The organism is Kribbella sp. NBC_01505 (assembly GCF_045040285.1).
In the GTDB taxonomy this organism is placed as follows: Bacteria; Actinomycetota; Actinomycetes; order Propionibacteriales; family Kribbellaceae; genus Kribbella.
On sequence record NZ_CP109425.1, the window covers coordinates 4,856,804 to 4,874,206 of the forward strand.

Annotated in this window: 17 protein-coding genes; 13 read left to right on the forward strand and 4 right to left on the reverse strand. The window is 66.4% G+C overall.

The window, feature by feature from the left end:
* Positions 1-44 precede the first annotated feature (44 nt).
* Both OG474_RS22915 and OG474_RS22920 read right to left on the reverse strand, forming a co-directional pair.
* On the reverse strand, positions 45-647 hold the full coding sequence (locus OG474_RS22915) for an AAA family ATPase (RefSeq protein ID WP_405064410.1): 603 nt from the start codon (positions 645-647) through the stop codon (positions 45-47).
* A complete protein-coding gene (locus OG474_RS22920; RefSeq protein WP_405064411.1) occupies positions 644-1,528 on the reverse strand; it encodes a hypothetical protein in 885 nt (294 codons plus the stop codon). The genes OG474_RS22915 and OG474_RS22920 overlap by 4 nt, the downstream gene beginning before the upstream one ends.
* 479 nt (positions 1,529-2,007) lie before the next feature.
* Here OG474_RS22920 and OG474_RS22925 point away from each other — a divergent pair, with 479 nt between their 5' ends.
* The 6 genes from OG474_RS22925 (at position 2,008) to OG474_RS22950 (ending at position 10,744) form a co-directional block, all read left to right on the forward strand.
* Positions 2,008-3,006: a multicopper oxidase domain-containing protein gene (locus OG474_RS22925; RefSeq protein ID WP_405064412.1), complete on the forward strand. Its 999-nt coding sequence runs from the start codon at positions 2,008-2,010 to the stop codon at positions 3,004-3,006.
* A 9-nt stretch (positions 3,007-3,015) separates the two neighbouring features.
* Complete coding sequence (locus tag OG474_RS22930) at positions 3,016-6,996, forward strand: ThuA domain-containing protein (RefSeq protein ID WP_405064413.1); 3,981 nt, start codon at positions 3,016-3,018, stop codon at positions 6,994-6,996.
* A gap of 9 nt (positions 6,997-7,005) precedes the next feature.
* The gene (locus OG474_RS22935; protein WP_405064414.1) at positions 7,006-8,568 is read left to right on the forward strand and encodes an OmpL47-type beta-barrel domain-containing protein; all 1,563 of its coding nucleotides are present in this window, start codon (positions 7,006-7,008) and stop codon (positions 8,566-8,568) included.
* Between the two features lie 337 nt (positions 8,569-8,905).
* A complete protein-coding gene (locus tag OG474_RS22940) occupies positions 8,906-9,172 on the forward strand; it encodes a hypothetical protein (protein ID WP_405064415.1) in 267 nt (88 codons plus the stop codon).
* A 91-nt stretch (positions 9,173-9,263) separates the two neighbouring features.
* On the forward strand, positions 9,264-9,935 hold the full coding sequence (locus OG474_RS22945; protein WP_405064416.1) for a hypothetical protein: 672 nt from the start codon (positions 9,264-9,266) through the stop codon (positions 9,933-9,935).
* A complete protein-coding gene (locus tag OG474_RS22950) occupies positions 9,932-10,744 on the forward strand; it encodes a hypothetical protein (RefSeq protein ID WP_405064417.1) in 813 nt (270 codons plus the stop codon). Before OG474_RS22945 ends, OG474_RS22950 begins: the two co-directional genes overlap by 4 nt.
* Before the next feature lie 6 nt (positions 10,745-10,750).
* Here OG474_RS22950 and OG474_RS22955 read toward each other — a convergent pair whose 3' ends face one another.
* A complete protein-coding gene (locus OG474_RS22955; protein ID WP_405064418.1) occupies positions 10,751-12,169 on the reverse strand; it encodes an MDR family MFS transporter in 1,419 nt (472 codons plus the stop codon).
* Between the two features lie 99 nt (positions 12,170-12,268).
* A complete protein-coding gene (locus OG474_RS22960; RefSeq protein WP_405064419.1) occupies positions 12,269-12,646 on the reverse strand; it encodes a winged helix-turn-helix transcriptional regulator in 378 nt (125 codons plus the stop codon).
* 67 nt (positions 12,647-12,713) lie between these two features.
* Here OG474_RS22960 and OG474_RS22965 point away from each other — a divergent pair, with 67 nt between their 5' ends.
* From OG474_RS22965 to OG474_RS22995, 7 genes are all read left to right on the forward strand, one after another.
* A complete protein-coding gene (locus OG474_RS22965) occupies positions 12,714-13,376 on the forward strand; it encodes a nitroreductase family protein (protein WP_405064420.1) in 663 nt (220 codons plus the stop codon).
* A gap of 9 nt (positions 13,377-13,385) precedes the next feature.
* Positions 13,386-13,856 carry a nitroreductase family deazaflavin-dependent oxidoreductase gene (locus OG474_RS22970; RefSeq protein WP_405064421.1) on the forward strand — a complete coding sequence of 157 codons (471 nt, stop codon included), beginning with the start codon at positions 13,386-13,388 and terminating at the stop codon, positions 13,854-13,856.
* Positions 13,857-13,901: 45 nt separating this feature from the next.
* On the forward strand, positions 13,902-14,195 hold the full coding sequence (locus OG474_RS22975) for a DUF1330 domain-containing protein (protein ID WP_405064422.1): 294 nt from the start codon (positions 13,902-13,904) through the stop codon (positions 14,193-14,195).
* 10 nt (positions 14,196-14,205) lie between these two features.
* Positions 14,206-14,592, forward strand: coding sequence for a hypothetical protein (locus tag OG474_RS22980; RefSeq protein ID WP_405064423.1), 387 nt, complete (start codon positions 14,206-14,208; stop codon positions 14,590-14,592).
* 70 nt (positions 14,593-14,662) lie between these two features.
* Entirely contained in the window at positions 14,663-15,163 is a 501-nt protein-coding gene (locus OG474_RS22985) for a SigE family RNA polymerase sigma factor (protein WP_405064424.1), read from the forward strand.
* A complete protein-coding gene (locus OG474_RS22990) occupies positions 15,160-15,969 on the forward strand; it encodes a hypothetical protein (RefSeq protein ID WP_405064425.1) in 810 nt (269 codons plus the stop codon). Before OG474_RS22985 ends, OG474_RS22990 begins: the two co-directional genes overlap by 4 nt.
* 216 nt (positions 15,970-16,185) lie before the next feature.
* The gene (locus OG474_RS22995; RefSeq protein WP_405064426.1) at positions 16,186-17,382 is read left to right on the forward strand and encodes a putative glycoside hydrolase; all 1,197 of its coding nucleotides are present in this window, start codon (positions 16,186-16,188) and stop codon (positions 17,380-17,382) included.
* Positions 17,383-17,403 lie beyond the last annotated feature (21 nt).

Below are 17,403 nucleotides of genomic sequence, written 5' to 3' on the forward strand. Positions count from 1 at the left end.
TTCGGTGACAGCAGCAGCGACGTCTCGGGGGGAGTCACCATCGGTCATACTCCTCGGCTGGGGCGGGGGAGGCGGAGGTTGGAGCAGATGAAGTCGAGCCGCGCGATCGCAGAGTCGGCTGCCACGAAGACCGGCTCGTACCCGGCGTCGTAGTAGCCCTGGACGATCAGCTCGTGTACTCGGCGGATCTCACGGTCTTTGGCCCACACGACGTCGTCTGCATCCTCGAATCGGTCGAGAGGATCCAGCACGAAAATGGCGTCGTAACGATATGCCTGGGTCGCTTTCTCCAGCTCGTCGGTGGGGCGCAGGCCGAAGAACCCTTCCCAGCCGTAGCCGTCCGGGATGCCGCGATTGTAGAAGCGGATGCCATGCGAATGGGCCTCGTATTCGGCGATGAAGGCTTCGAGGACTTCAAGTGAATACTCGCGCCGATCTTCCTTCTGTAGGTGGCGTCCGAGTCGCTCGCGGTGTTTCCGGTAGATCTCGCGGCCCGGCTCCTGAATCATGCAAGGGATCCCGGCGGCGTGGACTGCCTCCAGCAGATCGTCCTTGCCCGATGACGGGCCACCGGTGATGACGTAACGGCGCGGTTCAGCGTCGGCCACCTTTGCCAGTGCCGTCGCCAGATCAGGGTTGGTGGTCACGCAAAAGGTCCTTCCATGTCGGTGGGTGGCAACTGAAAGCCGCGCTTCCAGGCTGTGCTGAGTTCTGTTTCGTCGTGCAGGTCAGCGACGAACTGTTCTCGGCTCGCTTGTCCGCCCTGCGCCGCCGCCAAAAGCCGCTCAGCCTGTTCTGCGGTCAGTGCCGGGGTCCAGCCGGCCAGCGCGACCAAATCGTCAGGCGAAAGGTCGGTGGCGAATCCCGACGTGTAGATGATTGCCTCGGCATGCGCGGTGGCCCACCGCCAGGCCGCGGTCACCGAGGCACGGCCGATCTCGGAATGGCCGGCCTCCAGGCTGATCAGGCGATCGACGGTGAGAAGCGCGGCGCGCGCCGCATAGATCGACGCCCACAGCCGAGCCAGGTGCACCTCGTGCTCGGCGACCTCCCACGCGAACGGATCGGGCACGATCACCTCACGGCGAGCAGGACCCGTGAGACGAGGTGCGATGAGGGTCGGGCGGGTGAACCGGTCGGCATCGGCGAGTAGTTCGGCAGCAACGATCTCGATCAATTTCGGCTCGACCCGCTTGCGAAAGTGATGCACCTCGTGTCCAGCCAGCTCGGCGGCCAGCTCACGCCGCGACGTCAGATTGAGGCCTTTTGCTGCGGGCGGCAGACCGAACAGCGCTCGGGCGGGCATGGCGTAGCGAGCGCTCGGGAAGTGTGCCAGTAGACCGCGCAGTACGCCGTTGAGCGCTGCTGTCCGGCTCGCGTCCTCACTCGCATCGATGGACCGCGCAGCAACCCCGCGCAGTCCCAACAGCGGCGCAGCGGCATTCCCAGGCGTCACCGGAAGGCCGCGACGCAGCAGGGCGCGGACAGCGAGCTCAACCTCGGGTCCAGCTGGGCTTTTTGTGGGCATGCCATCAGTGAAACATGATGCCCATAAAAAGCCCAGTCTCTATCTGGCGTTGAGATGCCAAGTTCGAGCGTGCCGAGCGCTGCTGTTGTGAGTCGCGAGGCGTGCTGACCGAGGCTGGGCCGGCTCGATCTGCAATCGCTTTCCTGGGTGGCGGCGGACGGTCGGCCTGATGGCGATTGCGGGCGAGGCGACGCCGGCCATGAGTAGTTGGTTGACGGCGGTAGCCCGTGGGGCCGGGCGGTAGTCCGGAGGGGACTTGGGGTGGGCGGGTGCGCGCGTAGCGGGAGCGACGAAGGAGTGACTGCGTAGCGCGCGGGGGATGGTCTTTCCTGACGTCGGATCTGACAACGAACGACAAAAACATGGGGCTGGGTCTTAACTTTTCTTCGATGACTCCATAGTGTGATGCCTCAGCAACAAACAGTTGAGCACATTGCTGGACCTGGAGACACGCGTTCCCGCCCGAACGGAGTCCCTTGATGGCCGAGCACGCCCAAAACCCGCGGTTGTCCCGCCGCTCGATGCTGGTTGCCCCTGCCGCCGTTGCCGGCGGTGCGGTGTTGACCGGTGTGGCCGCCGCCCCTGAGAGCACCGCCGCGGTCCGCCAGATCACCCTGTACGCCGAGCCGCTGCCTGGTGGGTCGTTCGGCTACGGGCTGGCGCCTGGGGAGGCGACTATTCCCGGACCGCTGCTGGAGATCTACGAAGGGGAGACCCTCGAGGTCGAGTTGGTCAACAACACCGACCAGCGGCTGTCGATCCACCCACACGGCGTCGACTACGACGTGAACTCCGACGGCAGCCCGCTGAACGCCTCGTTCAACGCGCCCGGGGAGACCCGCACGTACGTCTGGCGCACCCGCAAGCAGGCTGACATCGGTGGCAATCGGTTCATGCCCGGCAGTGCCGGCTACTGGCACTACCACGATCACGCGATGGGCAACGACCACGGCACGGTCGGGATCCAGAAGGGCCTGTACGGCGGTCTGATCGTCCGCCGCCGCGGCGACCTGATCCCGGACCGGCAGTACACGGTCGTGTTCAACGAGATGCTGATCAACAACAAGAAGGCGCCGGAAACGCCGATGTTCGAGGCCCGGCAGGGGGAGCGGGTCGAGTTCGTCTGCGTCGGGCACGGCAACCTGCCGCACACGTTCCACCTGCATGCGCACCGCTGGGCCGACACCCGCACCGGCATGCTGACCGGTGCGAACGACCCGAGCCCGGTGATCGACAACAAGAACCTCGACCCGGGCAGTTCGTTCGGCTTCCAGGTGCTCGCAGGCGAAGGCGTCGGGCCGGGCGTGTGGATGTACCACTGCCACGTGCAGATGCACGTCGACCAGGGGATGGTCGGCCTGTTCCTGGTGCGTAATCCCGACGGGGGTATGCCAGCTGGCGCGCAAGCGGCGATCGACCGCTTCCACCAGCACCACATGGCCGCGTCCCAGTCCGACCACTCCATGCATCACGGCTGAGGGGGAACGATGAGGCTCACCCATCGGCGGCGTAGCGCTGCCGTTCTGGTCACGGCGGCGCTGGCGTTCGGCACCGTGCTGGCCCAATCCGGCAGCACCCCGCCGGCGGCGTACGCGGCACCGGCGGCACCTACGGTAAAGGTCGCCGCGACTGCCGCCAGCGATGTGGCGGTGAACGTGCTGGTGTTCCGCGGCGAGCCCGACGACCAGCTGGATCCGGTGGAGCGAGCGACCGACGCGATCGCCGGGCTCGGGCAGGCCAACGGGATGACAGTGCATGTCAGCTCGGATCCGGCCGTCTTCACGCCGGCCAAGTTGGCGACGTACCGGGCGGTGGTGTTCTTGTCCGCGCAGGGCGTCGCGCTCAGCCGGGAGCAGGAGACCGCGCTGCAGAACTACATCAAGGCCGGTAACGGCTACCTCGGCATCGCCGACGCGTCGAAGTTCCAGCCGGACTCCGACTGGTTCAGCGGCCTGATCGGCGCGCGCCCGGTCGGCGCCCAGTTGCCGGCGCCACGGCCGGTGTCGGCGGTGACGGCCAGCGCGGAGAACCCGCCGAACGAGACCAAGGAGAAGCTGACCGACGCGAACCCGAACACCAAGTGGCTGGCCTTCACGCCGACCGGCTGGGTCGCGATGAAGCTGACCGAGCCGACCGCGATCACCAGGTACTCGCTCACCTCGGCGAACGACTCCGCCGGACGGGACCCCAAGAACTGGACCCTGCAGGGCTCGAACGACGGCAGCACCTGGACCGACCTGGACACTCGCAGCAACGAGGTCTTCCCCGAGCGGTTCCAGCGGCGGGCGTTCGTGATCGCGAACCCGACGTCGTACGCGCACTATCGACTGAACATCACCGCGAACAGCGGCGACTCCCTGGTGCAGCTCGCCGACCTGCTCTTCTACACCGGTGATTCGCAGCCGCCGCCGGAGCCGACCCCGCAGCGCGCGGTGGTCGACCTGCTGGACCGACAGCACCCGGCGAACGCCGGCCTGCCGCTGAACCTGACCCGGACCGACAAGTGGCGCAACTGGGCGACCAACCCGGTCGGCACCGTGCACACCGTCGCCCAGGTCGAGGAGCGGCACTACACCCCTGGCCCCGGCGCCAACGGCGCCTTCCACCCGATCTCCTGGTGCCGCGACTACGGCGGCGGCCGGTCCTTCTACACCGGCATGGGTGGCACCGACGGCAGCTATGGCGAGGCCGCGTTCCGCAAGCATCTGCTCGGCGCGCTGAAGTGGACCACCGGAATGGTTCGCGCTGACTGCCAGGCGACGATCTCCTCCAACTACACGGTCGAGCGGCTGACCCTGCCCAACCAGACCGGCCAGCTCGACCAGATCGGCGAGCCGCACGGGATGACGATCGCGCCGACCGGCAAGGTCTTCTACGTCGGCAAGGCTGCCTGCCCGAGCGGCCCGGTGGTCGACTGGGAGAACCCGAACGTCGGCCTCGGCTGCGGAACCATCCACCAGTGGGATCCCGTCACCAAGAAGGCGAAGCTGCTGGCCACGCTGCCGGTGATGGGCAATCGCGGCTCCGGTGACGAGCTCGTCAAGAACGAAGAGGGCCTGCTCGGCATCGTGCTCGATCCGAAGTTCGCCGAGAACGGCTGGTTCTACGTCTACTGGATGCCGCACGACACCGTCGACCGGGTGCGGCAGACCGGCAAGCGGACGGTCTCGCGGCTGACCTACAACGCCAGCAGCCAGACCGTCGATCTGGCCGCCCGCAAGGATCTGCTGCAGTGGGAGGTCCAGCAACACAGCTGCTGCCACGCCGGTGGCGGGATGGCGTTCGACTCCAAGGGCAACCTGTACGTCGGTTCCGGCGACAGCAACTCCTCCGGCGGCTCTGGTGGCTACTCCGGCAACAACTGGACCGAGGAATTCGGCGGACTCTCCTTCCAGGACGCACGTCGTACCGCAGGCAACACCAACGACCTGAACGGGAAGATCATCCGGATCCACCCGGAGGCCGACGGCACCTACACGATCCCGACCGGAAACCTCTTCGCGCCCGGTACGGCGAAGGCTCGGCCCGAGATCTACGTGATGGGCGTGCGGAACATCTCCCGGCTCGCGATCGACCCGGAGACCGACTGGCTGACCGCGGCCTGGGTCGGGCCGGACGCCGGTACGCCGGACCCGGAGCTCGGGCCGGCGAAGTACGAGACCGCGACGATCATCACCGAGGCCGGCAACCACGGCTGGCCGTACTGCATGGGCAACCGGCAGCCGTACCGCAACCGCAGCAACACGGACGCGACGGTGCTGACCGGTTGGTACGACTGCGACAACCCGCTGAACACCTCGCCGCGCAACACCGGGCTGACCGAGCTGCCGCCGGTGAAGGACAACATGATCTGGTACTCACCGGGCGGCGGCGGCCCCGTGTTCCCGAAGCGCCCGGGGAGCTCGATCCCGACGTACAAGGACGCGGACGCGACCTACACCCAGCCGTACTTCCGCGGTGGTGGCGGGCAGGCCGTGATGTCCGGGCCGACCTACCACTACGACCGTGTGAACACGAAGAGCGGTGTGGCCTGGCCGAAGTACTGGGACGACAAGTGGTTCATCGGTGACAACTCGACCCCGGAACGCCGGGTCGCGGTGACGGTCGACCCGGCCGGCGTCTCGACGGCGCAGCCGCCGGCATTCGGCGAGACGTTCCAGCAGATCGTGCCCGGGGGCAACGGTGCTACCCAGGTGCAGAGCTGGATGGACTCCAGGTTCGGACCGGATGGTGCGCTCTACGTGCTCGACTACGGCGGCGGATTCTTCACCCTGCACCCGAACCAGAAGCTGGTGAAGGTCAGCTACAAGGGTGGTCCGCCGACGCCGCTGCCGCAGGCTTCCGGGGTCGCGGTGCAGAACAAGCCGCTGACCTACGCGTTCAACGGCACCAAGGCCGGTGGGGTGTCGTACGCCTGGTCGTTCGGCGACGGCGCCACCTCGACCGAGGCCAACCCGCGGCACACCTTCACCAGCCCCGGGCTGCGCACGGCGAAGCTGACCGTCACTTACGCCGACGGTACGACGGCGGTCGCGACGACAGCGATCAACGCCGGCTGTGTGATGCCGGACCAGGGTGCTCAGGTGACCATCGGGGACACCGCGACGACAGTGCCGAACCGCAACGCGGGCGGTGGCTGCCGGGCCGACGACCTGATCGACGACGAGAGCACGTGGGCCACCCACGCCTTGTTCGTCAGCCATGTCCAGTTGGCCACCAAGGATCTGCGGTCGCGCGGGATCATCACCGTCGCCGAGCGGGACAGTCTGATCGCTGTCGCCCGGGCATCGAATATCGGCAAGCCCGGGGTCACCGGCTACGAGCCACTGTTCGACGGGACGAACGAGTCGTTCTACGACTGGGCGCAGGCACCTTCGGGTGAGTTCGCCGTCCAGCCGGACGGGTCGCTGAAACCGACCGGCGGGCTCGGCATGCTCTGGTTCGCGAAGAAGCCGTTCGGCGACTTCTCGTTGAAGGTGCAGTTCCGCGATGTCGCACCGGATGCCGTTCGCGCGAACAGTGGCGTCTTCGTCCGGTTCCCGGATCCGCGGACGCCGCTCGACCAGCGACCGCTCGGCAGTTGCGGCACCGTCGGCTCGGCCCGCACCTCACAGGCCTGGGTGGCGATCTTCTGCGGCCACGAGATCCAGCTGTACGACGGTGATTCGGGCGAGCCGCAGAAAACCGGGTCGGTGTACAACTTCGACCCGGTCGACCTGGCCGCGGCCCGGCCGACTCCGAAGGCGCAGTGGAACGAGTACGAGATCAAGGCCGTCGGGCAGCACTACACGATCATCCGCAACGGTGTGGTGATCAACGAGTTCGACAACGCCCCGGGACTGCAGTCGTCGCGAGCAGGCGACCCGCCCACCGAGCTGCGGCAGTTTGTCGAGGGCTACATCGGGCTGCAGAACCACGGCAACAGCGACCTGATGGAGTTCCGCAACATCCGGCTGCGGACCCTCTAGGAGACTGCGATGCGACGACTCATAGCCGGGCTCACCGCGGTGCTGGTGATGCTGGTGCCCCAATCGATATCCGCACTGGCATCGGTGGAACCCGCCGTCGACCAGGTGCTGACCTGGACCGCGGGCAACAGCGTCACCGGCTACACCACGGCGCCGACCCAGGCGGTCGCCGGCCTGACCACGATCGTGTTCGAGAACAGCGAGGCCACCGGCAACACCACCGATATGTCGCACACGCTGACGTTCGACCGTTCGACGCCGGGCTACAACCACGACGCCGACGTGAACGTCCTCGCGTACCCGGACGACGAGACCAACGGCCGGCACTCGCTAGAGGTGACCCTCACACCGGGGAAGTATCGGTACTTCTGCGCGATCCCGGGGCACAGCACGATGGTCGGCGAGTTCATCGTCACCGACGACGGCGAGGACACCACCCCGCCGACCGTCACCGCTGCCGTCTCCGGGCAGCAGAACGCAGACGGCCACTACCTCGGCCAGGCCACTGTCACAGTGACCGCCGCGGATGCTCAGTCCGGGGTCGCGTCGGTCGAGTACGAGCTGGACGACACCGGATTCAAGCCGTACGCCGCTCCCGTCGTAGTCAGCGCGATTGGCGATCACACGGTGCAGTACCGGGCCACCGATCATGACGGCAATGTGTCGCCGGTCGGATCGGTGGGGTTCAGGGTAGTCGATCGGCCGGACGACACCACTCCGCCGACAGTGACCGCTGCGGTCACCGGTGAACAAGATGCTGACGGCAACTACCTCGACACCGCGCGGGTGACCGTGACCGCGACCGACGCCGGTTCCGGCGTGAAGACGGTCGAGTACCAGCTCGACGGTGGCACGTGGACGGCGTACCAGGGACCTGTGGATGTAAATACTCCGGGGATGCACATGCTGCATTACCGGGCCACCGACCAGGCCGGCAATGTCTCACCTGAAGGGATGGCGCACTTCACGGTGGTCAAGCAGGACTCTGTGCCGCCGGTGGTGACCGCAGCTGTGTCCGGCACTCAGGATGCCAACGGCAACTATGTCGGCAAGGCGACGGTGACGGTGACCGCCACCGACGCCGGTTCCGGCGTGGCCTCGGTGGAGTACCAGTCCGACGGTGGCGCGTGGACGGCGTACACGGTGCCGATCGAGGTGGCCACGAACGGCGCGCACACAGTGGCCTACCGGGCAACCGATGCCGCCGGCAACGTTTCCGCCGTCGGCACCACGACGTTCACCGTCGTACCGTCGACTGGCGACAGCACGCCACCAACGGTGTCCGGCTGGCTGACCGGGAATCAGAACGCCCGCTGGGAGTACGTCGATCGCGCCACCCTCAACGCCACTGCCACCGACGCCGGCGGCATCAAGTCGATCGAGTACGCCGTGGACAGCGGCGCGTGGACGGCGTACACGACGCCGGTACCGATCACCGCGGTGGGCAAACACACCGTCAAGGTCCGAGCCACCGACAACGCCGGCAACGTCTCAGCTGAACTGACCGGCACCTTCACCATCGTCAAGGCCACCTCGAAGCGCCTCCACGCCGTACGCCAGGACTTGCATTAGACAGCTTCCGGTGCGGGCCAGTTCGGACGGATTGGTACTTGTTTTCGGGGAACGGTCGGTGAGACTGCTGACATGTCTTCGGGAGTGGAACACAAGGAGCAGTTGGACAAATCCCGTCTGGTGCAGGAGGCGGCCAGGCGGGCGGTGGCCTACTTCGGGGCCGTGCAGGGCCTTCAACGCGGCGTATCTCAGTACTGACGCGGAGCGCGCCACGGCGCACCTCGGCTTGCAGATGTCGCAGCGCGCGCGTGGTGTCGAGACCTGGGCGTTGTTGAGCAGCTGCGGCCGCGATGGCATAGCTGCGCTCGTCGATCAGCTCAGTAGGCACGCTGAGGAGATGGCCGAGCTACTTGGCGCGGCCGGGGCACGGCTCCTCGTCCCACCGGCGCTGAATCAGGTCCTGGTCCACTTCGACGACGATCTGACGACGGATGCTGTCATCGCAGCGGTTCAGGAAGACCGCACTTGCTGGGTAGGCGGCACCAGATGGCACGGCAACAACGCAATGCGGATCAGCGTGTGCGACGCCGCGACCACCACCGCCGACATCGAGGCGTCGGCGGCAGCCATCGTCCGCTGTTGGACCACCGTCAAGAAGGGCTGACTCAGGAGCTCTGATCACGGATCGGTGACTACTCTGGGTTCAAATGATTGACCCATAGACTCACACACAGTAGCTGCGTAGCATCCCGCAGATGTGGGGAACCAGGGGTGGGAACCGAACTGTCGTGGTGGGTCTGTTGTCCGGAGCGCTGCTTGCGGCTGCCGGATGCGGGGGAGCAACTGAAGGCAGTGGCCAGCCGACGGCCACCGTCACCGTGACGACGACCGTGCAGGCGCCGTCACCGACCGAAACACCGACCGAGACGCCGCCAACACCGCCGACGACGCCGGCGGGCGACGACTCGACCGAACCGACCGATTCGGCGACGCCGGTCGCGCTCGCCGCGGACGTCGCCGGACGGCCGTTGGTGCTGAGCAACATCTTCAAGTATCCCGATGGCTGGAAGGACGGCCGGTACGACGTGGCCGATCGCAAACAGGCAACAGGCATCGGCGGCACCCTTCCGGGGTGCGGGTACGAGAAGACGCTGGAGCTGCGACTGGCGAACAACTTCGGCCGGCTGAAGATGGAGTTCGGTCAGAGCAACTCGTCGGAGAGCTCCGACCTGGTGCTGACGGTCAGGGTCGACAGCAACGGCCAGTACCGGGACCAGAAGGAAGTGAAGCTCAACCAGATCGCCACCTTCGACCTGGCGGTGCCGAAGGTCAACGCACTGAAGATCGTCGTTTCGCTGAAGGACACCGCGGCGTGCGGCAGCAGCGGCACCGTCGAGGCGGTTCTGATGAACATGGTCCTGTCTTGACCGATCCGGACAGCCCGGAGGTGCAGCCGCCTCCGGGCAACCGGACCGGGACGGTGTTCCGGCATCTTGATCGCCTCAACGAGCACCCGGTCCTCAAGACGCTCGTGATGATCGGTGAGATCGTCGGCCTGGTCGTGCTGCTCGTGAGCTTCGTGCGCTGGGTCATCCCCAACGATCCAGGCACGGCCGAGTCCCCGACGGTGACCGTCGGTCCGTCGAGCACTCCGCCGCCGGCTCCTTCAAGCACGCCGGTGTCCTCGGCGCCTGCCTGTTGGACCTCAGGCGGTACGGCGGTCGACTGCCGCGAGCCGCACCAGTACGAGGAGATTCCGCAGGCAGCATCGTGCGACCTGGCCGCCGTCATCGATTTCCTCGGCGGCCAGGCCGGCCTGGATGTCGTGGTCGCCAAGGCCGCACAGTCACCTGCGGGCCGGTGCTCGGTCGATGCCGGTCGGGAGGTCAGTGATTCAGCGCGCGACGCTCTCCAGGGCTCGACCAGCGCGTCCTGGCGACGCTGCGTCGACCGACGGGTCACGAAGAACGTGCCCTGCTCCGACTTGCACAGCGGAGAGTATGTCGCCACCGGCAGCACGCGCCGCGCCTCCGACTCCGAGTGCCAACTGGCAGCCGCCCGCTACCTCGACCAGGTGCCAGGAGCTCTGGTCGAGGATCTCGAGGTCCGGGTCTTCGCCGTCGCAAGCGGCACCAAGGACCCGGCCCGCTGCATCATCGATGCCCGAGGCAACCACCTCCTGACCACCTCGGTCCGGAACCTGGGCACGCGCCCAGTACCGATCTTCTCGCCGTAGCCGGACTCAAGCCCTCTTGAGGGGCAGGAGGGCGATCAGGACCGCGAGCAGGACCGCCACGGGTACGCCCCAGCTGAAGACCGCCGGGATGGCCGCCGCGGTCGCTTCCGGCGTCATCGGTGCGTTGCCGACCTCCCGGCTCAGCAGATTGCCGAAGAGCGCGACACCCATCGCCATGCCGAGACCGCGGACGGAGAGATTGGCCGACGTGGTGGCGGCGAGGTCCGACGGGTCGGCGGAGTTCTGCGACACGACCACGAGATTCTGCATCATCAGCCCGAATCCGACGCCGAGGACGAGCATCGCCACCGCGACGAGGGGATAGGGGCTGTTCAGGTCGATCGTGCCCAGTAGCAGGAAGGCCGCGACCAGCACCACGGCACCGACGCCGAGATAGGGCTTGAACCGGCCGCTGGCACCGGCCTTGCCACCGGCGACGGCCGAGACCGCGATGAACGGGATGAAGTAGGGATTGAGGGCGAGTCCCGCTTCGGTGGCGCTCATGCCGTACGCCGTCTGCAAGAAGGTCGGCAGGTACACCAAGGAGCCGAAGAGCAGCATGCCGAGGATGGCCGTCGCGGGCAGGACCAGCCGCAGTGCGGGGTTGGTGAACAGACGCAACGGCAGGAGGGGGTTGCGGGACCTGTGCTCCCAGCCCACGAACAGGCCCAGCAGGACGACGCATGCGGCGATCAGGCCAAGGATCGTTCCGGAGGACCAGGCATACTCCCGACCGCCCCAATCGGTGACCAGGAGCAGACTCACCACGCCACCGACCAGCAGCACGCAACCCACGAGATCGATCCGCTCGCCCGCGGCGGATCTCGGAAGACGCAGTGCGGCAGCGCACAGGATGATCGCGATGATGCCCAGCGGGACGTTGAGGTAGAAGATCCAGCGCCAGCCGATCGTGTCCGTGATCACGCCGCCCGCCAACGGGCCGCCGACGCTCGCGAGCGCGAAGACCGCTCCGCTGAGCCCTTGCACCCGCCCGCGCAGATGTTTCGGGTACAGCTCGGAGAGAGCGACGGCAGGGATGACGAAGAGTGCGCCCGCGCCGATGCCCTGAAGAGTTCGGGCGGCGATCAGTTGCGGCATGTTCTGGGCCAGGCCGCACAGCGAGGATGCGATCACGAACAGGAGTACGGCGGTGATGAACAGCGGGCGGCGTCCGTACCGGTCACTGAGCCGTCCGTACAGAGTGCCGGTGGCGGTGGATGCGAGGACATACGCGGTGATGACCCAGCCGAAGGAGGAACGCCCGCCGAGGTCGGCCGCGATGTCCGGCAGTGCGATGACCACGACCGTCTGGTCAAGGACGGACAGCAGCATGCCGAGCGCGAGGCCGGCGGATGCCAGCGGGACATTGCTGCGCCGGGACTGCTCCGGAAGAGCGGCGTTCGCGGGTGCGCTGTCTGCCGACATGGGGCCTCCTGCCTTCGGGGAGACGCGCTGCCTCCTTGACCGGCCTCCCACTCTTCAAGTTCAGGTCAACCTGAAGTCAAGCGCGATGAGTGCGCGGGTCTATGCGCTGCCCAGACCCGCGCGGGCGCGTTCGACCTCGTTGATGTGCTTCTCGGTCCATTCCCGGATTGCCGAGATCGGTTCGCGAAGGCTCTGTCCCAGTTCGGTCAGTTCGTACTCGACCCGCGGCGGAACCGTTGCGTACTGGGTGCGATGCACGAACCCGTCGGCGGCAAGACCCTGCAACGTCTGGGTCAGCATCTTCTGTGAGATCCCGTCGATCCGCCGCCGTACCTGGTTGTAGCGGAGAGGCCCCGCGGCCAGACAGTCGACGATCAGCACCGTCCACTTGTTCGCAATGTGGTCGAGCACCTGGCGGGTCGGGCATTTCGCCGAGAAGGCGTCGGCCGGAAGGCCGGAGGATTCGACAAGCGTCATGATCGATACTAACGCACTAAAAGGTGCCTACTTCCAAATAGAGACTGGCACACCAATAGTGAGTGACATGACTCTTACCGTCGCCGAAGCGATTCGCCACCGCCGGACCGTGCGCCACTACCGGCCGGACCCGGTGCCTTCCGGCCTGCTCGAGGAACTGCTGATGCTGGCCGTCGAGGCACCCAGCAGCTGGAATCTTCAGGACCGTTCCGTCGTCGTGGTGTCCGACCGGGCGGGTCTCGACGGGCTGGCCGGCGCGACCGGCGGACAGCCGCAACCACGGGAAGCGCCAGTGATGCTGGTGTTCGTGGCGGACGCGAATGCCTGGCAGGCAGATCAGAGCGACATTCATCGACAGGCTCGCGACAACTCCGCGTGGAGTGACGAATTCTCCGCGACCTTCGAAGTGGCCTCCGTCGAGTTCCAGCAGGGCCTGGAGGCGGCCGGCCTGTTGCGCGAGTACGCGGTCAAGGACGCGATGATCGCGGCGTCGTTCGTGATGCTCGCGGCGACCAGCCTCGGACTGGCGACCTCGCCGATGAACGGCTGGAACGAAGGACAGGTGAAGAAGGTGATCGGGATCGACGACCGCGAGGATCTCGCCATCGCGCTCCTGATGTCGGTGGGTTACGCGGCGGAGGATCGGCAGCATCCCGGCCGTCGGCCCCAGCACCAGAACGTCTTCTACGGCCGGTACCAGCACCGAGGCTCGGATCTACGGTCGGGCTAGGCTGGTTGTATGGGCGTGCTGACACCGCTGGCGGTCAAGATCGGTTCGCTGGCCTGGATGCCGAAGCTCCTGCCGCAGATCACCTGGCTGGACAAGCTGATCCAGCGGATCACCCGCGGGCACTGGTCGATCCTGCGGATCGCCGGGCTTCCGAACCTGATGCTCACCGTCGTCGGCCGCAAGTCCGGCGTGCCACACTCCACCCCGCTGCTCTGCGTGCCCTACCGCGACGGGCACCTCATCGCCGGCTCCAACTTCGGCGGCCCGAAGGCACCCGTCTGGGTGGTCAACGTGCGCGCCGCCGACCGGGTGACCGTGGCGATCGGCGCCGAGCAGCACGAAGCGACAGCGCGGGAGATCACCGGCGAGGAGCGTGAGGTCGTCTGGGAGCACATGCTCACTACCTGGCCGAACTACGCCCGGTACGCCGCGCGCACGGACCGCACGATCCCGGTGTTCTTCCTGGAACCGACCGCCTAGCAACGTAGCCTCGTGCTCGTCGTTCATCCCACCACTGGAGGTTGCATGCCCAAGGGCTACTGGGTCAGCGTCTACCGCACCGTTTCGGACCCTGAGAAGTTGGCTGCTTACAACGAGCTGGCCCGTGAGGCCGTCCAGGCCTTCGGCGGCCAGACCCTCATTCGGGGCGGTCGGGTTGTCGCGTACGACGGCGGAATCGCGGAGCGCACCATCCTGGTCGAGTTCGACAGCTTCGAGCAGGCCGTCGCGGCGCGCGAGAGTGCGGCGTACCAGGAGGCGTTGGTCGCCCTCTCCGACGCTGTCGAGCGCGACTTCCGCATCGTCGAAGGCACCGACTGAGAAAACCAGAATGCAGACGGCTATCGGGATATTGCGCCGTTGGTGCTGTCCACAGCGTGCCGGCACGGCCGAACTGATGTCTGTTCGTGCAGGGATCCTGCTCTCGTTCCAGCGCGCCTTGTGGGACATGGTGACGCCTTCGTTGCGGGCCGTCGTTGTACGACCCGAAGGTCCGGTCATCCGGGCGCGGTTTGTCTACGACCTTGTGCCGACAGAGTACGAGCGCGAGATCGTGTCCGAAGTTGAGACCTACGTGATCTCCGACTTCGATGCATCGTTCGATGTCCATTTTGAGGCGGAGTACCTGCCGATGGAGATCGTCCGCGTGGCCGCACCCGATGAGTGGTGGGTGTACCGAAGGCTCGAACCAGACATGCTCTCGGAAGAAACTGAGTGATTCGCTGAAACAAAATCCGGCCTGGCCAGGTCTTACCTCTTCGACAGCGGTTACGGTCGGGAGGAGGAGCATGGGCGAGCCGGACGGGTACGTCGAGTTCGTGGCACACCGCGGGACGCAGTTGTTCCGGATGGCGTACCTGCTCACGGGTGAGCGGTACGCCGCCGAGGACCTGGCGCAGATCACGCTGGGCAAGCTGTACAGCGCCTGGTCGAAGGCGCGGCGGGCCGACAACCTGGTGGCTTATTCGCGGACGGTGATGATCCGCAGCTACCTGGATGCCCGCCACAAGACGCGGCTGGAGCACGTCGGCGAGCCGCACCGCGAGCCGGTCGCTCCGGACGCCGACATCTCACTGCGGCTGACCTTGTTCGCCGCGCTCGCGGAGTTGAGCCGCGAGGACCGCGCAGTCGTCGTACTGCGTTATTGGCACGACCTCAGCGTCGAAGAGACCGCAGTCCTCGTCAAGGCCAGCCCCGGGGCCGTCCGCAACCGCAGCATGCGCGCGCTGTCGCGGTTGCGCGAGCACCTCGGGAGCGACCTCAGCGAACTGACAGGAGGCCCGCGATGAACTTCGAAACCGAACTCAAGGACCGGCTGCACGCCGGCGTCGACGACACGACCGTCGACATCGACCGCTTGATCGCCGGTGGCCGCGCCACCGGACGCCGCTTCACCCGCCGACGCCGTATCGGCCAGGCTCTGCTCTCCGCGACCGCCGTTGCCGCGGTCGTCGGCGTTGCCCTCAGCGTCGGCAGCTTGCGCGGACCTACGGAATCGGCGTACGTCGGTCCCTCGGTGCCGTCCACACTGGAGCCGATCACCCCGCAAGCAGCGTGGCAGATCGTGATCGACCACCTGCCGAAGGGCGCCATACTCAAGAACGTCCGCGGCGGAAACCAGGGCCCGCTGGCGAGTCCCGACCTGCTCTGGGCGCGTGCCGTCTACACCGATCGCGGCGGCCCGTCCAATCTCTCGATGGACCTGGCCTGGAAGGACACGTCACTCGACTGCCTCGGCGACAACGCTGTCTGTACGACGGAGAAGCTGGCGGACGGCAAGCGGCTGGTCCTGTTCAAGGACACCGGGCCGGACAAGTACAAGCGCTACGAGGCCCGGCTGATGGACAAGGAGGGGTGGCTGCTGACCGTCAGGTCCGACAACGCCGCGACCTGGAAAGGCCCGGGCACAAGGGCCGAACCCCCGCTCAGCCTGGCCCAGCTCCGGACCGTCGCCCTCGATCCGCTCTGGCAGAAGCACGTCTCCCCAGACCTCAACGCGGCGGCAGCCAAGCTGTTCATCCCTGACGTCCAACCGGCCCAACCGCCGTACACACCCCCAACGCCCGACCCGAGCACATCGGAGACGCCCAGATGACCATCCACGACGGCCGCTTCTGGGCACTCGGCCGGCAGGACAGCAAACTCGAAGGCCTCGCCGACACCTACCTGGCCGAACTCTCCGATCGATAGCCGGGGACTATCGAACAAGAGGATCTGTGCCGTATCGCGGGTCACATCTTCTCCCTAGCCTTCCCGGATAACGACCTGTGCGCCACCGAGAGCGGCGTACTCCGCTGGATGGGAGAGATTCATGACTGATCGTCGTACGATCCTCAAGGCTGGGGCAGCCGGGGTGCTGGCGATGTCGGCAGGTGGTGTCCTGCTTCCCAGGACGGCGCAGGCGGCGCCCCTGCCGTCCACAGCCCTTCTCGACACCAGCGCACACTGGGCGACCGTGCCGTTGTACGGCCACCTGTCCAAACCGACCGACTTCTCCGCGGCGGACGTCGATCACATCGTCAGCACTTATCCGGTCGTCACGCTGGAGAAGGCGCAAGGCCACCACACCCACGGCAATGCCGAGGAGGGCTGTGCGGCGGGCTACGCGCAGATCAGAGCTCGGAGCTCGTCGATCAAGATCTTGTACTACTGGAACGCGGCCATCGTCTGGCGTGACTACTACGCGTCCCTGATGAGCAGCGGCTTCGATCTGGCTTGGACGTTGAAGATGTCCGACGACACACCGTGGGACCCGGTGCCAGATCATCCCAGCACCATCTACGCCTATGACACATCCAATGCTGATCTTCGCGCGTGGTGGGTCGATCAGGTGGTCGGCCAGGTGGCTCAGGTGGGCTATGACGGTGCCTTCATCGATGCGATCGCCCGGTACAACGTTCAGAAGAGTGAGCTGGTTGCCCTGTTCGGCCAGGCGAAAGCGGATGCCGTCGTACAGGGTCAGCGCGACATGGTGGCTCAGCTGCGCCGCACGCTGGGTGCGGCCAAGACCGTCTTGTACAACGGGCTGCGGTACATGCCGACAGTTCCCGACTGGAACGGCACCGGAGGCTGCCTGGGGATCACCGACGGGGCCATGCTCGAGCATTTCGGCATCCTTGATTCGGCGTCGCCGGGCTCCATGAAGGGTGACCTCAACCTCGCGCGAAACGTCGACGGGCAAGGCAAGATGGTGGCGTTCTGCGGATGGTGGAGTTCTGGGACGGTCAGCCCGCCGAGCGATCCTCCGGCGTCCTGGAAGGACAACATCACCTTCTCGTTGGCGTCGTTCCTGTGCGCCGCCGGCCCCAACTCCTACTTTCACTACGCCAGAAAGAACTTCTCCTACAACGAGGGCGCGTTCGCAGACTTTCCGGTACTGCGTAATCCGCTGGGGCCACCGTTGGGTGCGGCCGTGCAACACGGGTACGTGTTCACCCGCGAGTTCGAGCATGCCAGCGTGCGGGTCGATCTGAGCGATGTCCAGTCGGCGTCCATACAGTGGCATTGACCAACGCCTAGGTAGGAGGTG

Excerpts from the sequence above, each read along its gene's own strand:
- OG474_RS22920 (WP_405064411.1), bottom strand. The coding sequence starts at position 1,528 with ATGCCCACAAAAAGCCCAGCTGGACCCGAGGTTGAGCTCGCTGTCCGC.
- OG474_RS22925 (WP_405064412.1), top strand. The coding sequence starts at position 2,008 with ATGGCCGAGCACGCCCAAAACCCGCGGTTGTCCCGCCGCTCGATGCTG.
- OG474_RS22930 (WP_405064413.1), top strand. The coding sequence starts at position 3,016 with ATGAGGCTCACCCATCGGCGGCGTAGCGCTGCCGTTCTGGTCACGGCG.
- OG474_RS22935 (WP_405064414.1), top strand. The coding sequence starts at position 7,006 with ATGCGACGACTCATAGCCGGGCTCACCGCGGTGCTGGTGATGCTGGTG.
- OG474_RS22940 (WP_405064415.1), top strand. The coding sequence starts at position 8,906 with ATGGCCGAGCTACTTGGCGCGGCCGGGGCACGGCTCCTCGTCCCACCG.
- OG474_RS22945 (WP_405064416.1), top strand. The coding sequence starts at position 9,264 with ATGTGGGGAACCAGGGGTGGGAACCGAACTGTCGTGGTGGGTCTGTTG.
- OG474_RS22955 (WP_405064418.1), bottom strand. The coding sequence starts at position 12,169 with ATGTCGGCAGACAGCGCACCCGCGAACGCCGCTCTTCCGGAGCAGTCC.
- OG474_RS22960 (WP_405064419.1), bottom strand. The coding sequence starts at position 12,646 with ATGACGCTTGTCGAATCCTCCGGCCTTCCGGCCGACGCCTTCTCGGCG.
- OG474_RS22965 (WP_405064420.1), top strand. The coding sequence starts at position 12,714 with ATGACTCTTACCGTCGCCGAAGCGATTCGCCACCGCCGGACCGTGCGC.
- OG474_RS22970 (WP_405064421.1), top strand. The coding sequence starts at position 13,386 with ATGGGCGTGCTGACACCGCTGGCGGTCAAGATCGGTTCGCTGGCCTGG.
- OG474_RS22975 (WP_405064422.1), top strand. The coding sequence starts at position 13,902 with ATGCCCAAGGGCTACTGGGTCAGCGTCTACCGCACCGTTTCGGACCCT.
- OG474_RS22980 (WP_405064423.1), top strand. The coding sequence starts at position 14,206 with ATGCAGACGGCTATCGGGATATTGCGCCGTTGGTGCTGTCCACAGCGT.
- OG474_RS22985 (WP_405064424.1), top strand. The coding sequence starts at position 14,663 with ATGGGCGAGCCGGACGGGTACGTCGAGTTCGTGGCACACCGCGGGACG.
- OG474_RS22990 (WP_405064425.1), top strand. The coding sequence starts at position 15,160 with ATGAACTTCGAAACCGAACTCAAGGACCGGCTGCACGCCGGCGTCGAC.
- OG474_RS22995 (WP_405064426.1), top strand. The coding sequence starts at position 16,186 with ATGACTGATCGTCGTACGATCCTCAAGGCTGGGGCAGCCGGGGTGCTG.